We start from the raw sequence: 18316 nt of genomic DNA, 5'->3' as shown, positions 1-18316 counted from the left end.
GGGTGCGCTGTGGCGCCCGTGGGAGGGCTCAGTCACGGGAGGCCCCCTGGGCGGCACGCTCACGCAGGGTCTGCTCGTGCTCCTGCAGGGAGGTCACGGACCACGAGTACTGCCGCTGCGCGGTGATGGCCTGCAGCGCGGCACCGAGCTCCGAGACCGTGGTCATCATGGGGACACCCACCGAGGTGGCCGCCGCGCGGATCTGGTAGCCGTCCCCGCGCGCCGCCTGGCCGCCGGAGGGGGTGTTGAAGATCAGGTCGATCTTCCCGTCCGTGATCAGGTCCGCCACTGTGGGCTCGTCGCCCTCGGCGTCCGCGATCTTGGCCACCACCGTGGACTCGATGCCGTTGCGGCGCAGCACCTGCGCGGTGCCGCCCGTGGAGACGATCTCGAAGCCCAGGTCCGCGAACATCTTGACCGGGATCACCGCGGAGCGCTTGTCCTTATTCGCCACCGAGACGAACAGGGATCCCGAGGTGGGCAGCGGACCGCCCGCGGCGGCCTGCGCCTTGGCGAACGCGGTGTCGAAGTACTTGTCCACGCCCATGACCTCGCCCGTGGAGCGCATCTCGGGACCGAGAAGCGAGTCCACCACGGTGCCCTCCGGCGTGCGGAACCGGGCGAACGGCAGCACGACCTCCTTGACCGCCGTGGGCGTGCCCTCGGGCAGCGTGGTGCCGTCGTGGTCCGCGGGCAGCACACCCTCGGCGCGCAGCTGCGCCACCGTGCGCCCCGTGCCGATCAGCGCGGCGGCCTTGGCCATCTGCACGCCCGTGGCCTTGGAGACGAACGGCACCGTGCGCGAGGCGCGCGGGTTGGCCTCGATCACGTACAGCACGTCCGAGGCGAGCGCGAACTGCAGGTTGATCAGACCCTTCACGCCCACGCCGCGGGCAATGGCCTCGGTGGCCGCGCGGACGCGTTCGACCACGTCCGGGGCGAGCGTGATGGGCGGCAGCACGCACGCGGAGTCGCCGGAGTGGATCCCGGCCTCCTCGATGTGCTCCATGATCCCGCCCACGTAGCAGTCGCGGCCGTCGAACAGCGCGTCCACGTCGATCTCGATGGCGTCCTCGAGGAACTTGTCGATCAGCGCGGGACGGCTGGGGCTGACCTCCGTCGCGTTCTCCAGGTAGGTCTTCAGGGAGGCCTCGTCGTAGACGATCTCCATCCCGCGGCCACCCAGCACGTACGAGGGGCGCACGAGCACGGGGTAGCCGATCTCGTGGGCGATCCGGCTGGCCTCCTCGAAGTCGTACGCCGTGCCGTTCTTGGGCTGGCGCAGACCGGCTTCCGTGAGCACGCGGGCGAACTCCCCGCGGTCCTCCGCGAGGTCGATGGCCTCGGGGCTCGTGCCGAGGATCGGCACCCCCGCGGCCTTGAGGTCCGCCGCGAGCTTGAGCGGGGTCTGACCGCCCAGCTGCACGAACACGCCCAGCAGTCCGCCGGAACGGCGCTCGGCCTCCACGACCTCCATGACGTCCTCGAAGGTCAGCGGCTCGAAGTACAGCCGCGTGGAGATGTCGTAGTCCGTGGACACGGTCTCCGGGTTGCAGTTGACCATCACGGTCTCGTACCCGGCCTCGCGCAGCACCATGGAGGCGTGCACGCACGAGTAGTCGAACTCGATGCCCTGACCGATCCGGTTGGGACCGGAGCCCAGGATCATCACCGAGGGCTTCTCGTGCGGGGCCACCTCCGTCTGCTGGTCGTACGAGGAGTAGTGGTACGGGGTGAACGCCTCGAACTCCGCGGCGCACGTATCCACCGTCTTGTAGACCGGGCGGATGTTCAGGGCGTGGCGCACGCCGCGCACCACGGACTCGTCCAGGTGCACGAGCTCCCCGATCTGGGCGTCCGAGAAGCCGTGGCGCTTGGCCTCGCGCAGGGTCTCCGGGTGCAGGTCCGGGTCCTCACGGATCATGTCCGCGGTCTCGTTGAGCAGCTGGATCTGGTCCAGGAACCACGGGTCGATGGACGTGGCCTCGAAGACCTGCTCCACCGTGGCGCCGGCCAGCAGCGCGCGCTGCACGTTGCGCAGCCGCTCGGTTGTGGTCTCCTCGGTCCTGGAGACCAGCCGGGCCACCGTGTTGGGGCCGGGCTCCACGGCCGGGCGCGCGAAGCTGAAGGAGGACCCCTTCTGCTCGAGCGAGCGCATGGCCTTCTGCAGCGCCTCCGTGAAGTTGCGCCCGATCGCCATGGCCTCGCCCACCGACTTCATGGTGGTGGTCAGCGTGGGGTCCGCCGCCGGGAACTTCTCGAACGCGAAGCGCGGGACCTTGACCACCACGTAGTCCAGCGTGGGCTCGAAGCTCGCCGGGGTCTTGCGGGTGATGTCGTTGGGGATCTCGTCCAGCGTGTAGCCCAGGGAGAGCTTGGTGGCGATCTTGGCGATCGGGAAGCCCGTGGCCTTGGACGCGAGTGCCGAGGAGCGGGACACGCGGGGGTTCATCTCGATCACCACGATGCGCCCGGTGGACGGCTCCACGGCGAACTGGATGTTGCACCCGCCGGTGTCCACACCCACCTCGCGGATCACGGCGATCGCGATGTCGCGCATGCGCTGGTACTCGCGGTCGGTGAGGGTCAGCGCCGGGGCCACCGTCACGGAGTCACCGGTGTGCACGCCCACGGGGTCCACGTTCTCGATCGAGCACACGACCACCACGTTGTCGTTGGCGTCGCGCATCATCTCCAGCTCGTACTCCTTCCACCCCAGGATGGACTCCTCCAGGAGCACCTCCGAGGTGGGCGAGTACTGGATGCCGGCGCCCGCGATGCGGTGCAGGTCCGTCTCGTTGTACGCGAGCCCGGAACCGAGCCCGCCCATGGTGAAGGACGGGCGCACCACCATGGGGTAGCCCAGCTGCTCGGCGGCGGCGAGCGCCTCGTCCATGGAGTGCACGATCACGGAACGCGCGGACTCGGCGCCGCAGCGCTCGACGACGCCCTTGAACGCCTCACGGTCCTCGCCCAGGTTGATGGCGTCCACGTCCGCGCCGATGAGCTCCACGCCGTACTTCTCCAGGGCGCCGTTGGCGTCCAGGGCGAGCGCGGTGTTCAGGGCGGTCTGCCCGCCCAGGGTGGGCAGGACGGCGTCGGGCCGTTCCTTGGCGATGATCTTCTCGACCGTCTCCGGGGTGATGGGCTCCACGTAGGTGGCGTCCGCGAACTCGGGGTCGGTCATGATGGTGGCCGGGTTGGAGTTCACCAGGATGACGCGCAGCCCCTCGTCCTTGAGCACGCGCAGGGCCTGGGTGCCGGAGTAGTCGAACTCGGCGGCCTGCCCGATCACGATGGGCCCGGAGCCGATCACCAGGACGCTGTTGAGGTCTTTCCTGCGGGGCATCAGTTGTCTCCTGCTTCCGAGCCGGAGCCCTGGGAGGCCCGGTCCATCATGTCCACAAAACGGTCGAAGAGGTACGCGGAGTCGTGGGGCCCCGCGGCGGCCTCTGGGTGGTACTGCACGGAGAACGCGGGGATGTCCTCGCAGCGCAGGCCCTCCACCACGTTGTCGTTGAGCCCCACGTGGGACACCGAGACACGCCCGTAGCGCTGCTCGGGTGCGGTCACGGTCTCCCCCACCGGCGCGTCCACCGCGAAGCCGTGGTTCTGGGAGGTGATCTCCACGGTGCCGGTGGCCAGGTCCTTGACGGGCTGGTTGATGCCCCGGTGGCCGAAGGTGAGCTTGTAGGTCCCGAAGCCCAGCGCACGGCCCAGCAGCTGGTTGCCGAAGCAGATCCCGAAGAACGGGATGCGGGCGTCCAGGACCTCGCGCAGCAGCTCGACCTGGTCCTCCGCGGTGGCGGGGTCCCCCGGGCCGTTGGAGAAGAACACGCCGTCCGGGCCCAGCTCGCGCAGCTGCTCGAAGGTCGTGGCCGCGGGCACCACGTGCACGCGCACGCCGCGCTCGGCCAGCCGCTGCGGGGTCATGGACTTGATGCCCAGGTCCACGGCGGCGACCGTGTGCTTCACGGGTGCGTCCCAGCCGTGCTCGGCGGGCTCCACCGTGTAGGACTCGTCCGTGCTGACCTGCTCGGCGAGCGCCCGACCGGCCATCGCGGGCTGCTCCGAGACCAGCCGCACGAGCTCGGGGACGGGCCGTGCGGCGTCGTCGCCGGCGAAGATCCCGGCGCGCATCGCACCCTTGTCCCGCAGGTGGCGCGTGAGGGCGCGCGTGTCCACGCCCTGGATGCCGGTGACGCCCTGTGCGGCGAGCTCCTCGTCCAGCGTGCGCTCGCTGCGCCAGTTGGAGGGGCGGCGCGCGGGGTCGCGCACCACGAAGCCGTTGACCCAGATCCGCCGGGACTCCATGTCCTCGGTGTTGATTCCGGTGTTGCCGATGTGGGGTGCGGTCTGGATGACGATCTGACCCGCGTAGGAGGGGTCGGTGAGGGTCTCCTGGTAGCCGGTCATGCCGGTGGCGAAGACGGCCTCCCCGAACGCCGTGCCGGGAGCACCCCAGGCGCGGCCCTCGAAGGCGCTGCCGTCCTCCAGCACCATCACGGCCGGTGCGTTGCGTGGTGAGTTCATGGCGAACTCCTTTCGTTCAGCAGGTGTGGTCTCGAGCCGGTGCCGCCGTGGGGCGGCGCCGGTGCGGGGTTCTCAGGCGTTCAGCAGGGCCGACGCCGCGTCCTCCAGTTCGTGCGACCCCTCGCCCGTGCGGGCGCGGAAGCCGGTGTCCACGCGCGTGTCCCCGAGGTCCCAGGTGAACACCACGAGCCCGTCACGCTCCACGAACTTGCCCACCATCCCGGAGGTGGTGGACACGGCGCGCAGGTCGCGGCGCGGGATGAACACGTCCGGGGCGCCCTGGCGGTTGATGAACACGCCGTCCGGGGCCACCACGGCCTCGGCGTTCGTGCGCACCCCCAGGCCGTGGCGCGCAATGCGCTCGAGCGGCTGGTCGGTGTAGGTGGTGACCACGTACATCCCGTCCACCCGTGTGGTGGCCCGGCTCATCAGGTCCCGGGGTGCGGGCGTCACCTCGGCGACGTCGGACTGGCGCCGCACACGGCCCCGCCAGCCCCACCAGATCAGGGCGAAGAGCACCACCACGATGACCAGGGTGAGCAGGGTGGGGACGAGCTTGTCCGACATGGGGAGACAACCTTTCAGGGAGGACGGTGCGGATCAGCGGGCCACGGGGGTGGTCAGCTCACCGTCACGGACCACGGGGTGGCCGCGGTAGAAGGTGGCGCGCACCCCGCCCGGGAGGGTCATCCCCCGGTACGGGCTGTTGCGCGCCTTGGAGGCGTGGTGCGCCGGGTCCACGGGGGTGGCGCCGGCGGGGTCCCACAGCACGATGTTGGCCACGGAGCCGGGGGCGAGGTCCTGGCCCTGGTCCGTGAGACCGAGGATCTGCGCGGGGCGGCGGGACATGATCTGCGCGACCCGCTCCCACCCGATCATCCCGGTGTCCACGAGGGCGTGCTGGACCACGGCCAGGGCGGTCTCCAGCCCCGTCATGCCGTGGGCCGCGCAGCTCCACTCGCACTCCTTGTCCTCCGTGGTGTGCGGGGCGTGGTCCGTGCCGATCACGTCGATCGTCCCCTCGGCCACCGCACGGCGCAGGGCCTGGACGTCCTCGTCCGTGCGCAGCGGCGGATTGACCTTGTAGACGGGGTCGAACGTGCGCACCAGCTCGTCGGTGAGCAGCAGGTGGTGCGGGGTGGCCTCGGCGGTCACGGTCACGCCGCGCTCCTTGGCCCACCGCACGATCTCCACGGACCCGGCCGTGGAGAGGTGGCAGATGTGCAGCCGGGAGTCCACGTGCTGGGCCAGCAGGACGTCGCGGGCGATGACCGCCTCCTCCGCGACGGCGGGCCAGCCGGTGAGCCCGAGGTCCGCGGACACGGTGCCCTCGTTCATCTGGGCGCCCTCGGTCAGGCGGGGCTCCTGGGCGTGCTGGGCGATGATGCCGTCGAAGGCCTTGACGTACTCCAGGGCCCGGCGCATCAGGACGGGGTCGTGCACGCACTTGCCGTCGTCGGAGAACATCCGCACCCCGGCGCGGGACTCCGCCATCGCGCGGATCTCGGACAGCTGCTCGCCCTCCAGCCCCACGGTCACCGCGCCCACCGGGTGCACGTCCGCCCAGCCGGCGTCCCGGCCCAGCTGCCAGACCTGCTCGACCACGCCGGCGGTGTCCGCCACGGGGTTCGAGTTGGCCATCGCGAAGACCGCCGTGTACCCGCCCCGGGCCGCGGCCCGGGTGCCGGACTCCACGGTCTCGGCGTCCTCCCGGCCCGGCTCGCGCAGGGGGGTGTGCATGTCCACGAGGCCCGGCAGGGCGATGAGCCCGGAGGCGTCGAGGACCTCGGCGTCCGCGGGGACGTCCAAGGAACCGGGGGCGCCCACGGCGGCGATCCGCCCGTCCACGACGAGCAGGTCCGCGGGGTCACCGCCCTCGGGGCGGGCGTTGCTGATCAGGTGGCAGCTCATGAGGACCTCAGTTCTCGCTCGGGTTCGGGGTGCTCTCGTCGCCGGAGAGCAGCAGGAAGAGGACGGCCATGCGCACGGACACGCCGTTGGCCACCTGCTCCAGCACGGTGGAGCGCGGGGAGTCGGCGGCCTCGGAGGAGATCTCCAGCCCGCGGTTCATGGGCCCGGGGTGCATGAACACGGTGGGTGCCCCCATGGCCTCGAGGCGGTGCACGCGCTGGGCGGTGAGCCCCCAGCCTCGCGTGTACTCGGCCTCGCTCGGGAAGAACGCCGCGTTCATCCGCTCGCGCTGCAGCCGCAGCATCATCACGGCGTCCGGTGCCTCGGCCAGCACGGCGTCCAGGTCGTAGCTGATCTCGCACGGCCACGTGTCCGTGGCCACGGGCACCAGGGTGGGCGGGGCCACCAGGGTGACACGCGCGCCCAGGGTGGTCAGCAGCCACACGTTGGAGCGGGCCACGCGGGAGTGCAGCACGTCCCCCACGATCACCACGTGCATGCCCTCCAGGTCCATGCCGGTGCTCGCCACCCCCGTGGCGCGCGAGCGGACCCGGCGCAGGGTCATGGCGTCCAGCAGGGCCTGGGTGGGGTGCGCGTGCTTGCCGTCCCCGGCGTTGACCACGGCGGCGTCGATCCACCCGGAGTCCGCGAGCTGCTGCGGGGCACCCGAGGAGCCGTGGCGGATCACCACCGCGTCCGCGCTCATGGCCATCAGCGTCTGGGCGGTGTCCTTCAGCGACTCGCCCTTGGACACCGAGGAGCCCTTGGCGGAGAAGTTGATCACGTCCGCACTGAGCCGCTTCGCGGCGGTCTCGAAGGAGATCCGCGTGCGGGTGGAGTCCTCGAAGAACAGGTTCACCACGGTGCGCCCGCGCAGAGCGGGCAGCTTCTTGACCTCGCGGGAGGACACGGCGGCCATCTGGTCCGCGGTGTCCAGGATCCGCACGGCATCCGCGTACGACAGGTCGGTGGTGCTCAGCAGGTGCTTCACGCGGGCTCACCCGCCCGTCCCGGCACGGGCGACGACGCCGTACGCCCGGGTGCGCGGGCGACGTCGGCATCCGAGGCCACCGGCGCATCGATGACCACGCAGTCCTCGTGGCCCGCGTCCCGGGATCCGGGGTCGGTCTCGCGCAGCAGCACGCGCACCTTCTCGCGGGAGGACGTGGGGAGGTTCTTGCCCACGTGGTCCGCGCGGATGGGCAGCTCGCGGTGGCCGCGGTCCACCAGGACCGCGAGCCGCACCACCGTGGGGCGGCCGAGGTCCACGAGGGCGTCGAGGGCCGCGCGGATGGTGCGCCCCGAGCACAGGACGTCGTCCACGAGCACCACGGTGCGCCCGTCGATCCCGGCGTCCGGGATCAGCGTGGGCTGCGGGGTGCGGGCGGGGTTCCTGCGCAGGTCGTCCCGGTACATGGTGATGTCCAGCTGACCGGTCGAGGTGGCGGCGTGGAAGCCGGGGTCGATCTTCTCCAGCCGGGCCGCCAGGCGCTGCGCGAGCGGGTAGCCGCGGCGGGCGATGCCCAGGAGCACGAGGTCCTCGGGGCCCCTGTTGGACTCCAGGATCTCGTGGGCGATCCGGGACAGGGCCCGGTCGATGTCGGATGTCGAGAGGATCACGCGGGAGGTGGTGGCCTCCGGTGCGCTCTCGGCGTGTTCGGGCACGCTCACGTGCCGCCTCCTTCCCCGCCTCACGGGACGGAATTTAAAGGGTGCGATCGGTCCTGAAGCTACCACACGCGAAACCCCGGCCCGTGGGAACCACGAACCGGGGCATCGTCTCAGTCGTCCAGCAAGGAGGGCTTGACCTTCTGCAGCCGCCCCAGCAGCCCGTTGACGAACCGGGGAGAGTCGTCGGTGGAGAGCTCTCGGGTGACGGCCACGGCCTCCGCGACGGCCACGCCGTCCGGGATCTCCGCGTTGTAGAGCAGCTCCCACGCGCCCACGCGCAGGGCGTTGCGGTCCACCGCGGGCATGCGCCCGAGCGCCCAGCCCTGGGAGTAGGTCTCCAGGAACTCGTCGATGTCCTCGCGGCGCTCGTCCACACCCTCGAGGATCTCCACGGTGTACGGGTTGATGGGCGAGGACGAGTTCTCGCGGCGGCGCACCAGGGCGTCGCGCACGGACTCGTTGCGCTGCTCGGCCTCGAAGAGGATCTCGACGGCGCGCACCCGCGCCTTGCTCCGTGCGCCGCTCACTCGTTGACGCGTCCCAGGTAGTCACCGGTGCGGGTGTCCACCTTGACCTTGGTGCCCTGCTCGAGGAACAGCGGGACCTGGATCTGGTAGCCGGTCTCCACGGTGGCGGGCTTGGTGCCGCCCGTGGAGCGGTCGCCCTGCAGACCGGGCTCGGTGTAGGTGATCTCCAGCACCACCGACGGCGGCATCTCGATGTACAGCGGCGCACCCTCGTGGATGGCCACAGTCACGTTCTGGTTCTCGAGCATGAAGTGGGCGGCGTCCCCGACCACCACGCCAGGCACGGTGATCTGGTCGTACGTGGAGTTGTCCATGAAGACGTAGTCGTCGCCGTCCTGGTACAGGTACTGGTACTCGCTGCGGTCCACCGTGGCGGTCTCGATCTTGGCACCGGCATTGAACGTCTTGTCCACCACCTTGCCGCTGGTCACGTTGCGCAGCTTGGTGCGCACGAACGCGCCACCCTTGCCGGGCTTGACGTGCTGGAACTCGATGGTCTGCCAGAGGTTGCCGTCGAGCTTGAGGATGGTGCCGTTCTTGATGTCGTTGCTGGTTGCCACGGTGTCACTTTCTCGTCGGGTACGTCGCCGCACTGGGTCCGGCTCGTGGAGCCGGACCAGTCTACCGCGTGCGGCCGGATCCCCCGGTGCGGGGGTGCGGGCGCCGCATGGGCCCCTCGTGTCAGTCGGCGATCTCCTGGTAGCACGCGAACAGGATGGCGGGGTCCGGGACCTCCATGGTCCGGGGGGCGCCGATCCGGTCCAGGACCACGAAGCGCAGCAGGCTGCCGCGGGTCTTCTTGTCCCGCTTCATGACCTCCAGCAGCCGGGGCCACTGGTCGGCGCGGTACGAGACCGGCAGGCCCAGGGAGGTGAGGATCTCGCGGTGCAGGACCACGGCGTCGTCGGACAGGCTGCCCGCGGCCCGGCCGAGCTCCGCCGCGAAGACCATGCCCACGGACACGGCCGCGCCGTGGCGCCACTGGTAGCGCTCGTTGTGCTCGATCGCGTGGCCCAGGGTGTGGCCGTAGTTCAGGTGCTCGCGCCGCCCGGACTCGCGCAGGTCCGTGGAGACCACGTCCGCCTTGACGCGCACGCTGCGCTCCACGAGCTCTCGCACCACGGCGGAGGAGCTGTCCCGGACCTCGGCGGGGTGCTCCTGGATCAGGGTGAGGATCTGCGGGTCCGCGATGAACCCGCACTTGACCACCTCGGCCATGCCCGTGAGCAGCTCGTTCTCGGGCAGGGTGGCCAGGGAGTCGAGGTCGCACACCACGGCGGCCGGCGGGTGGAAGGAACCCACCAGGTTCTTGCCCTCGGCGGTGTTGATCCCGGTCTTGCCGCCCACGGCCGCGTCCACCATGCCCAGCAGCGTGGTGGGCAGGTGCACCACCCGCACACCCCGCAGCCACGTGGCGGCCACGAAGCCCGCGAGGTCGGAGACGGCACCGCCGCCCACGGAGACCACAGCGTCGGTGCGCGTGAAGTCGGACTGGCCCATGATCTGCCAGCAGAAGGCCGCGACCTCCACGCGCTTGCCCTCCTCCGCGTCCGGGATCTCGGCCACGAAGCTCTGGATCCCCGCGGCACGCAGATCCTCCTGCACCACGTCGCCGGTGGCGCGCAGCGCGCGGGGGTGGATGATGAGCACCTTCTTGACGCGCTCCCCCAGCAGCTCGGGGACGCGGCCCAGCAGACCGTGGCCCACCAGGACGTCGTACTGGTTCTCGGGGGTGTCCCCTCGGACGGGGATCACGGTCTCGTTCATGCGGTGTGGTCCTTTCCTGGCTCGGAGCGCGCGGCGGCGCCCAGGGCGGTGTGCAGGTCGTGGGCGATCTGGGACGCCGAGCGCGGCGCGCGGGCGTCCAGGGTGATCGTGGCGAGCCGCTCGAACGTCTCACGGCGCTCGGCCATGATCTGGCTCCAGCGGGTCTCGGGGTCCGGCTGCAGCAGCGGGCGTGACGCGCCGCCCCGGATGCGGGGGCGCACCGTGGCCAGGTCCACGTCCAGGTACGCGACCGTCCGGCCCTCGAGCAGCGGCTGCACGAGCGGGGACATGGGTGCGCCGCCGCCCAGGGAGATCACGCCCTCGGCGTAGCGGGGGTCGTCCAGCAGCTCCGCCACGACCGCCGCCTCGAGGCGGCGGAACTCCGCCTCGCCCCGCTCTCGGAACAGCCTCGCAATGGCACCGTGGCGCGCCTCGATGACCTGGTCCGAGTCCGCGTGCGCCATGCCGTAGCGCCCTGCCAGGCACCGCGCCACCCGGGACTTCCCCGCCGCCATGGGCCCGATCAGCACCACGGGCAGGGGCGCCCGTGTCACGAGAGGTCCCCGCGCACCTCGTCCAGGGCGGCCAGTGCGGCGGGGTCCGCGAGCTCGGGCGAGGTCCGCAGCGCCTCCGGGATGGCCTCGAGGTAGGCGTCCCGGTTGCGCACCATCTCGGCGGCGGAGTCCCCGCCGAACTTCTCGAGGGCGGCCTCCGCGAGGACGAGCGCGACCATGGCCTCCGCCACGACTCCCGCCGCGGGCACGGCGCACACGTCCGAGCGCTGGTGGTGGGCCCGGGCGGGTTCGCCCGTGGCCACGTCCACGGTGTGCAGCGAGCGGGGCACCGTGGCGATCGGCTTCATGGCCGCCCGCACGCGCAACAGGTCGCCCGTGGACATCCCGCCCTCTATGCCGCCGGCGCGGTTGCTCACGCGGTGCACCGCGCCGTCGGCCCGGAGGGTCTCGTCGTGCGCCTGCGAACCCGGTCGCTCGGCCGTGCGGAAGCCGTCCCCGACCTCCACGCCCTTGATGGCCTGGATGCCCATGAGCGCCCCGGCCAGCCGCGAGTCGAGCCGCCGGTCCCAGTGGACGTAGGAGCCGAGCCCCGGGGGCATGCCCTCGGCCAGAACCTCGACGACCCCGCCCAGGGTCTCCCCGGCCTTGTGGGCGGCGTCCACCGCGGCGACCATCCGCTCGCTCGTCCCGGCGTCGAAGCAGCGCAGCGGATCCGCATCCAGCGCGGCGACGTCCCCGGGGCCGGGCAGCGGCGCACCGTCCGGCACGCGCACGTCCGCAATGGCCGTGGTGTGGGAGACCAGCCGGATGCCCAGTGCGGCGAGCACCTGCGAGGCCACCACGCCGACCGCCACCCGGGTGGCGGTCTCACGGGCCGAGGCGCGCTCCAGCACCGGGCGGGCCTCGTCGAAGCCGTACTTCTGCATGCCCGTGAGATCCGCGTGCCCCGGGCGCGGCCGGGTGAGCGGCGCGTTGCGGGCGCGGCCCTCCAGGACCTGCGGGTCCACGGGATCGGAGCTCATCACGTCCTGCCACTTGGGCCACTCCGTGTTGGCGATCTCGATGGCCACCGGGCCGCCCTGGGTGACGCCGTGGCGCACACCGCCCAGAACACGCACGCGGTCCTGCTCGAACTTCATGCGCGCCCCGCGGCCGTAGCCCAGACGGCGGCGGGCCAGGGCGTCCTGGACCATCCCGGTGGTCAGTTCCACACCGGCGGGCACGCCCTCGACGATCCCCACGAGCGCCTCGCCGTGGGACTCCCCGGCCGTGAGCCAACGCAACATCCAAGTCTCCAGTCCTCGAGGGGGATCCGGCGGATCCCCCGGTGGTCTTCAATCCGGCGGTCGAAAGATCGGAGGAGAACCCGTGGAACCCTCCGAGAGGTCCCGAGCACTGCGCGTCCGGCACCTGCCGGGCACCGGCGCTGCCCGACTCTGCGTTCTGCGGCTCAGGTGGAGCCGCTCGTCCGGGCTCCGGCGCTGGCCAGTTCTCCGGCTCTAGGCACGCCGTGCAACCGACGCGCCCGTTCACTCGGGCCGACGACGCTCCTGCGCGCGGCGCACCCGTTCCGGCACCGTGCGCTCCGGGCGGCCGACCGCGCGGCACATGGCCGCGGTCACGCATGCTTCCCGGGGCAGCTCCTGGTGGGGCCCGCCCCCGACGAACCAGCGCAGCTGGTCCACCGCCTGGAAGATCAGCATATCGACACCCGGTGCGATCGCTCCCCCGGCGTGCTGCCACGCGGCGGCCAGCTCGGAGGGCCACGGGTCGTACGCGACGTCCAGCAGCACCCCGTGCACGCTGGGCCGGGTTGCACGCCACAGCCGGGCGAGGTCGTCGGCGGCACGCGGCGGCAGGGTCGAGACCACCACGTCCGCGTGCCGGAGCAGCTCGGGGGCCGCGGACCACGGCCGGACGTGCACCGTGGCGCCCAGCGCACCGGCCACGCCGTCGAGGGAGCGGGCGCGGGATGCCGTGCGCACCGCCACGTCCACCGCGGGCGCCCCCAGGGCCTGCAGGGCGGCCACCGCGGCGTGCGCGGTGGCTCCCCCGCCCAGCACGACGGCGCGGGGCGCCTCCGGAACCGGCCCCGCGGCACACAGCGCGGCCATGATCCCCATGACGTCCGTGTTGTCCGCCACGGAACCCTGCGGGGTGAGGGTCAGGGTGTTGGCTACCCCGAGGGCTTCCACCAGCGGGGTCACCCGGTCCGCGTCCCGCGCGGCCAGGGGCTTGAGGGGCATGGTCACGGAGAACCCGCTCCACCCGCCGTCCTCGCGGGCTCCCGCCCAGAACACCTCCCACCCGGACTCGGGAACATCCACCCGGGTGTAGTCGGTGCTCAGACCCAGGGCCTCCCCGGCCGCGGTGTGCAGCGCCGGGGACAGGGAGTGAGCCACCGGGTGGCCGAGGACGGCCGCCCGCAGCCTGGAGGGTGTCACCGGGGGCACGTCAGGAGCACTTGCCCTCGTTGTCCGCGCACCACTGCTGGTACTCCTGCACGTACTTCTGGTGCTCCTCGTACGTCTTGGCGAACTTGGTCTCACCCGTGTCCAGGTTCACGGTCACCCAGTAGTAGTAGTCGTTCTTCTCCGGGTTGGCCGCCGCCGCAATGGCGTCGTCGCTCGGGGACCCGATCGGACCGACCGGCAGACCGGGGTTCGCGTAGGTGTTGTACGGGTTGGACTTGTCCTTCTTCTCCTCCTCCGTGAGGTGCACGGTCTTCTTGCCCAGTCCATAGGTCACGGAGGCGTCGGACTGGATGAACCCGCTGGTCTCGCCGTCCGGGTTGTTCATGCGGTTCTCGATGGCTCCGGCCACGGAGGGGTAGTTCTGCGGGGTGCCCTCGAACTCGACGATCGAGCCGACGGTGAGCACCTCGAACCAGCGGTCCTCGGGGACGTTGTTCTTCTCCAGGGTGGCCCGGGTGCGGTCCACCATCTCCTGCAGGATCTGCTCGGCCGTGGCGTCCAGGGGGAAGTGGTACTCGCCCGGGTGCAGCCAGCCCTCCAGGTTGGGGAACTGCTCGGGGATCCCGAACGTCTCCTTCTGCTTGGCGAGCTTCTCGAACTCGGAGCGGTCGATGCCGGTGGCCTCGCTCAGGGCGGTGAAGGTGTCGTCCATCCGCTGGGTCTTGGGGATCGCCGCGTAGTGCGTGGCGGCTTCCTTCTCCATCAGGGAGTTGACCACGTCCTCGGAGCTCATCCTGGTCTTGAGCTGGTACTCACCGGGCTGGATGAAGTCCTCGGGGTACTTCTTCTGGAACGTGGACACGAACGTGGAGGCGTCCGCCACGATGTCCTGGGACTCGAGATCCTGCGCGATCTGCCCCGTGGTGCTGCCGTCCGCCACGGAGAACGTGACGTCCTGGTCCCCCGAGCCGTGGTAGTCCTTGCGCTCGAAGAGCCCGAACGTGGAGCCGAGCACCGCCACCACCACGATCAGCGCCGCGACGAACAGGGCGATGGCCGTGGTCATGGACGCGCGGGAACGGGCCTGGCGGCGCTTGCGCTGCTCCGGCGTCACCTCGTGGTGCTCGAAGGAGCCGACCAGCTGGGAGTGGGAGCCGCCGTCAGAGGCGTGCGAGGAGCTCAGCCCATCACCGTTAGACCCGTGCGGGGTGTTCCCGTCACCGGTTGCGTTGTCCCGCGGCTCATCGCTCACGAATACTCTCCGTCCGCCGTTCTGGTGGTCTTGGGGGCATCCCCCTGTGGGGAGGTCACCCGCCCCTCGGTGCACTGCTGCGCCTGTTCCACGGCCCCGACCCGCTCGCCCGGCTCCACGCCGGTGCGCAGGCCCTGGTCCACCGCAGTCTGCAGGAAGGTCACGGCGGCCGCCTGGTCGACCCTGTCCATGTGGTCCCTCCGGGAGACCCCGGAGTCCAGCATCGACTGGTGGGCAGCGACCGTGGACAGCCGCTCGTCCACCAGGCGCACCTGCGTGGTGCACCCCCGTGAGCCTAGCCGACGAACGAGCATCGCGGCGTAATCCCTGGCCATGACGGTCGAATCGTTCTCACGTCCGTCCAGGCTGCGCGGCAGGCCCACGTACACCGTGCGCACGTCCCGCTCCTCGCAGAGCCTGGTGATGATCTTCACGTCGAAGGCCTTGCGGGGGTTGGAGTCCCGCGCGAGCGTCTGGTGCGGCGTGGCCAGGACGCACCCGGGGTCGGTCAGGGCGACGCCCACCCTGACCTTCCCCACGTCCACGCCCATGCGCACGGCACGCTCGAAGGACTCTGACATCAGCTCGCGGAGTCCTGGATCTGCCGCCGCACCGCCGCCAGCGCATCGGGGATCCGGGCGGCGTCGGAGCCGCCGCCCTGGGCGACGTCCGGCTTGCCGCCGCCACCGCCACCGAGGACCGTGGCCGCGGTGCGCACGAGCTGGCCGGCCGCGAGACCTGCCTGCCGGGCGGCGTCGTTGACGGCCACCACGATCAGCGGACGGTCGTTGGCGACGCCGGTCACGGCCGCGAGCGCGGGGTCGGAGCCCAGGCGGGTGCGTAGGTCCAGGGCGAGGGTGCGCAGCGCGTCCGCGGAGGCGATCTCCCCGGCGTCGTGCAGCACGGCCGTGACCGTCCCGATGCGCTCGGCGTCCTGGGCGAGCTGGCCGGCCTGAGCCTGCAGCTGCTGCTGGCGCAGGCCGGCGAGCTGGCGCTCGGTCTCCTTGAGCTTGTCGAGGGTGGCCGCGAGGCGCTCCGGCAGCTCGTCGCTGGACTGCACCTTGAGCATTCCGGTGAGCTGGTTGACCAGCGTGCGCTCGGCGGCCAGGTGGTTGAACGAGTTCAGGCCCACGAGCGCCTCCACGCGACGGTTGCCCGAGCCCACGGACTGCTCCGAGACCAGGGACAGCGAGCCCAGCTGGGACGTGGAGCCCACGTGGGTGCCGCCGCACAGCTCACGGGACCACGGGCCGTTCATCTCGACCACGCGGACCTCGTCCCCGTACTTCTCGCCGAACAGGGACATGGCCCCGAGCTTCTTGGCCTCGGCCAGCGGCATCTCGCGGGTGACCACCTCGAAGTCGTCGCGGATGGCGGTGTTGGCGATCTGCTCGATCTCCTGGATCTGCTCCGCGTTCAGGGCCTCCCCGTGGGAGAAGTCGAAGCGGAGGTAGCCCTCCTTGTTGAACGAGCCGCGCTGGACCGCGTCCGGGCCCAGGACGTCGTGCAGGGCAGCGTGGATCACGTGCGTGCCGGAGTGGGCTGCCTCGCCGTCGTGGCGGCGGCGGGAGTCCACGCGGGCGGTGACCTCGTCCCCCACGACCACCTGGCCGGAGGCGACCGTGACCTTGTGCACGGACAGACCCTTCACGGGCTGCTGGACGTCCTCCACGCTCAGGCGCAGCCCGTCCGCGGAGTCGATGGTGCCCACGTCCGCGGCCTGGCCACCGGCCTCGGCGTAGAACGGGGTGCGCTCGAGCACGATCTCCACGTGCTCGCCCTCGCTCGCGGCGGGCACGGAGACGCCGCCCGAGGGGATGGCGCGCACCGTGGTGGGTGTGACCAGTTCGGTGTAGCCGGTGAACTCGCTGCCGTGGTCGTCAAGCATGCGGCGCAGCTCGGAGAGGTCCGCCATGGCGCCCTTCTTGGCGCGGGCGTCCTCCTGGGCGCGTTGGCGCTGCTCGGCCATGAGCTCGCGGAACGCCTTCTCGTCCACGGCGACGCCGGCCTCGCCGGCCATCTCCAGGGTGAGGTCGATCGGGAAGCCGAAGGTGTCGTGCAGGGCGAAGGCGTCCGCCCCGCTCAGCGCGCGCTTCTCCCCCTTGGCCACGTCCACGGCGTGCTCCAGGCGGGTGGTGCCGGACTCGATGGTCTTCAGGAAGGCCCGCTCCTCGGCGTACGCGATCCGCGAGATCCGCTCGAAGTCCTCGGCCACCACGGGGTAGACGCCCTTCATGGCGTCCCGTGACTCCGGCAGCAGCACGGGCAGGCAGGGCTCGGTGACCCCGAGCAGGCGCATGGCCCGCACGGCACGGCGCAGCAGCCGGCGCAGGATGTAGCCGCGGCCTTCGTTGCCGGGCGTCACGCCGTCGGCGATGAGCATGAGCGAGGAACGGACGTGGTCGGCGACCACGCGCATGCGGACGTCGTCCTCGTAGCCCTCCTCGCCGGCCTTTTCGGCTCCGTGGTAGGTGCGCCCGGAGAGCTTGGCCGCGGCGTCGAGCACGGGTCGGACCTGGTCCGTCTCGTAGAAGTTCTCCACGCCCTGCAGCAGCATGGCCAGACGCTCCACGCCCAGGCCGGTGTCGATGTTCTGCTGCGGCAGGTCGCCCAGGATCTCGTAGTCCTTGCCGTTGCCCTCGCCGCGCTGGTACTGCATGAACACGAGGTTCCAGATCTCGATGTAGCGGTCGTCGTCCACCGCCGGACCGCCGTCCTTGCCGTAGCGCGGGCCGCGGTCGTAGAAGATCTCGGAGTCGGGACCCGCGGGCCCGGGCTGGCCGGTGTCCCAGTAGTTCTCGTCACGGCCCATGCGCTGGATGCGCTGGGCGGGCAAACCCACGGTGTCGTGCCACAGGTCGTAGGACTCCTGGTCCCCCTCGTACACGGTGACCCACAGCCGCTCCGGGTCCAGCCCGAAGCCGCCGTCGGCCGCGGCAGTGGTGAGCAGCTCCCAGGCCATGGGGATGGCCTGGGACTTGAAGTAGTCGCCGAAGGAGAAGTTGCCGGCCATCTGGAAGAACGTGCCGTGGCGGGCGGTCTTGCCCACCTCGTCGATGTCCAGGGTGCGGATGCACTTCTGCACGGAGGTCGCCCGGCGGTAGGGAGGGGTCTCCTGGCCCAGGAAGTACGGGATGAACGGCACCATGCCGGCGATCGTGAACATGGCACCGGGCTGCTGGGACACCAGGGACGCCGAGGGCACCACGTGGTGGCCCTTGGCCTCGAAGTAGCTCAGCCAGCGCTGGGTGATCTCGTGAGAGAGCATTACCGCTCGTTTCCTTCCGAAGGGGTGTGTTCGATGACCCGGGCCCGGGGGTCCTCCGGGTCGGTCGAGGAGTCGTGGGACGTGACCGGGTGCCACGGGACACCGGCGGGGGGCACGGCGTCGTCGGGCGCCGCCGGGTGGTTGGCGGTGTGGTCCACGGGAGAGCGCACGCCGAACTGCTGCTGCAGCTGCGCCTCGCGCTCCTCCATGCCCGCACGGACCCGTGCCGTGAACTCCCCTAAGCGCCGGGCCGCGGTGCGCAGGGTGTCCACCGCGGCGGGTCGGGCGCGGTGCGCCACGTCCCCGTGCGGCGCGCGCGCCACGGCCGTGCTCTCGGGAGTCCCCTGGATGGCCCGGGACAGGGACTGCCGGGCCGCGGGATCGGAGGCGACGCGGGTGGCCGCGCCGCCCACCAGGGCGCCGGCGGCGAGCAGGGCGAGTTTGGACCACATTCCCAT

At 71.4% G+C, this 18316-nt stretch carries 16 protein-coding genes; all 16 read right to left on the bottom strand.

What is annotated here, in order from left to right; all coding sequences use genetic code 11:
• Positions 1 to 28: 28 nt before the first annotated feature.
• Positions 29 to 3349, bottom strand: a complete 3321-nt coding sequence (gene carB, locus D9R02_RS05125; RefSeq protein ID WP_039101142.1) for a carbamoyl-phosphate synthase large subunit — start codon at positions 3347 to 3349, stop codon at positions 29 to 31.
• Positions 3349 to 4533, bottom strand: a complete 1185-nt coding sequence (carA, locus tag D9R02_RS05120) for a glutamine-hydrolyzing carbamoyl-phosphate synthase small subunit (protein WP_121566468.1) — start codon at positions 4531 to 4533, stop codon at positions 3349 to 3351. The genes carB and carA overlap by 1 nt, the downstream gene beginning before the upstream one ends.
• A 72-nt stretch (positions 4534 to 4605) precedes the next feature.
• The gene (locus tag D9R02_RS05115) at positions 4606 to 5100 is read right to left on the bottom strand and encodes a PH-like domain-containing protein (RefSeq protein WP_059281859.1); all 495 of its coding nucleotides are present in this window, start codon (positions 5098 to 5100) and stop codon (positions 4606 to 4608) included.
• A gap of 33 nt (positions 5101 to 5133) precedes the next feature.
• Positions 5134 to 6444 carry a dihydroorotase gene (locus D9R02_RS05110; RefSeq protein ID WP_121566467.1) on the bottom strand — a complete coding sequence of 437 codons (1311 nt, stop codon included), beginning with the start codon at positions 6442 to 6444 and terminating at the stop codon, positions 5134 to 5136.
• A 7-nt stretch (positions 6445 to 6451) separates the two neighbouring features.
• The gene (locus D9R02_RS05105; RefSeq protein WP_059281858.1) at positions 6452 to 7435 is read right to left on the bottom strand and encodes an aspartate carbamoyltransferase catalytic subunit; all 984 of its coding nucleotides are present in this window, start codon (positions 7433 to 7435) and stop codon (positions 6452 to 6454) included.
• Positions 7432 to 8115, bottom strand: a complete 684-nt coding sequence (gene pyrR, locus D9R02_RS05100) for a bifunctional pyr operon transcriptional regulator/uracil phosphoribosyltransferase PyrR (RefSeq protein WP_059281857.1) — start codon at positions 8113 to 8115, stop codon at positions 7432 to 7434. The genes D9R02_RS05105 and pyrR overlap by 4 nt, the downstream gene beginning before the upstream one ends.
• 110 nt (positions 8116 to 8225) lie before the next feature.
• Positions 8226 to 8642, bottom strand: coding sequence for a transcription antitermination factor NusB (gene nusB / locus D9R02_RS05095; protein ID WP_019309281.1), 417 nt, complete (start codon positions 8640 to 8642; stop codon positions 8226 to 8228).
• Complete coding sequence (efp, locus tag D9R02_RS05090; protein WP_059281856.1) at positions 8639 to 9202, bottom strand: elongation factor P; 564 nt, start codon at positions 9200 to 9202, stop codon at positions 8639 to 8641. The genes nusB and efp overlap by 4 nt, the downstream gene beginning before the upstream one ends.
• Positions 9203 to 9323: 121 nt before the next feature.
• Positions 9324 to 10409 carry a 3-dehydroquinate synthase gene (gene aroB / locus D9R02_RS05085; protein ID WP_059281855.1) on the bottom strand — a complete coding sequence of 362 codons (1086 nt, stop codon included), beginning with the start codon at positions 10407 to 10409 and terminating at the stop codon, positions 9324 to 9326.
• The gene (locus tag D9R02_RS05080) at positions 10406 to 10963 is read right to left on the bottom strand and encodes a shikimate kinase (protein ID WP_059281854.1); all 558 of its coding nucleotides are present in this window, start codon (positions 10961 to 10963) and stop codon (positions 10406 to 10408) included. The genes aroB and D9R02_RS05080 overlap by 4 nt, the downstream gene beginning before the upstream one ends.
• Positions 10960 to 12210, bottom strand: coding sequence for a chorismate synthase (gene aroC, locus D9R02_RS05075; RefSeq protein WP_070637761.1), 1251 nt, complete (start codon positions 12208 to 12210; stop codon positions 10960 to 10962). Before aroC ends, D9R02_RS05080 begins: the two co-directional genes overlap by 4 nt.
• A 243-nt stretch (positions 12211 to 12453) precedes the next feature.
• Positions 12454 to 13368: a shikimate dehydrogenase family protein gene (locus tag D9R02_RS05070; protein ID WP_102613328.1), complete on the bottom strand. Its 915-nt coding sequence runs from the start codon at positions 13366 to 13368 to the stop codon at positions 12454 to 12456.
• A gap of 10 nt (positions 13369 to 13378) precedes the next feature.
• Positions 13379 to 14590 (bottom strand): endolytic transglycosylase MltG, encoded by a 1212-nt coding sequence (gene mltG, locus D9R02_RS05065; protein ID WP_083311004.1) that lies wholly within the window; start codon positions 14588 to 14590, stop codon positions 13379 to 13381.
• Positions 14587 to 15171 (bottom strand): Holliday junction resolvase RuvX, encoded by a 585-nt coding sequence (ruvX, locus tag D9R02_RS05060; protein WP_121566466.1) that lies wholly within the window; start codon positions 15169 to 15171, stop codon positions 14587 to 14589. Before ruvX ends, mltG begins: the two co-directional genes overlap by 4 nt.
• Positions 15171 to 17858: an alanine--tRNA ligase gene (alaS, locus tag D9R02_RS05055; RefSeq protein WP_121566465.1), complete on the bottom strand. Its 2688-nt coding sequence runs from the start codon at positions 17856 to 17858 to the stop codon at positions 15171 to 15173. Before alaS ends, ruvX begins: the two co-directional genes overlap by 1 nt.
• A complete protein-coding gene (locus D9R02_RS05050) occupies positions 17858 to 18316 on the bottom strand; it encodes a hypothetical protein (RefSeq protein ID WP_070637755.1) in 459 nt (152 codons plus the stop codon). The genes alaS and D9R02_RS05050 overlap by 1 nt, the downstream gene beginning before the upstream one ends.

The sequence above is a fragment of the Kocuria rhizophila genome, from assembly GCF_003667225.1.
Lineage (GTDB): Bacteria > Actinomycetota > Actinomycetes > Actinomycetales > Micrococcaceae > Kocuria > Kocuria rhizophila.
This window is presented reverse-complemented; position numbering and strand designations above follow the sequence as displayed.

Bases quoted from the DNA above. Each gene is read 5' to 3' on its own strand.
- carB (WP_039101142.1), bottom strand. From the start codon at position 3,349: ATGCCCCGCAGGAAAGACCTCAACAGCGTCCTGGTGATCGGCTCCGGG.
- carA (WP_121566468.1), bottom strand. From the start codon at position 4,533: ATGAACTCACCACGCAACGCACCGGCCGTGATGGTGCTGGAGGACGGC.
- D9R02_RS05115 (WP_059281859.1), bottom strand. From the start codon at position 5,100: ATGTCGGACAAGCTCGTCCCCACCCTGCTCACCCTGGTCATCGTGGTG.
- D9R02_RS05110 (WP_121566467.1), bottom strand. From the start codon at position 6,444: ATGAGCTGCCACCTGATCAGCAACGCCCGCCCCGAGGGCGGTGACCCC.
- aroB (WP_059281855.1), bottom strand. From the start codon at position 10,409: ATGAACGAGACCGTGATCCCCGTCCGAGGGGACACCCCCGAGAACCAG.
- aroC (WP_070637761.1), bottom strand. From the start codon at position 12,210: ATGTTGCGTTGGCTCACGGCCGGGGAGTCCCACGGCGAGGCGCTCGTG.
- ruvX (WP_121566466.1), bottom strand. From the start codon at position 15,171: ATGTCAGAGTCCTTCGAGCGTGCCGTGCGCATGGGCGTGGACGTGGGG.
- alaS (WP_121566465.1), bottom strand. From the start codon at position 17,858: ATGCTCTCTCACGAGATCACCCAGCGCTGGCTGAGCTACTTCGAGGCC.
- D9R02_RS05050 (WP_070637755.1), bottom strand. From the start codon at position 18,316: ATGGGAATGTGGTCCAAACTCGCCCTGCTCGCCGCCGGCGCCCTGGTG.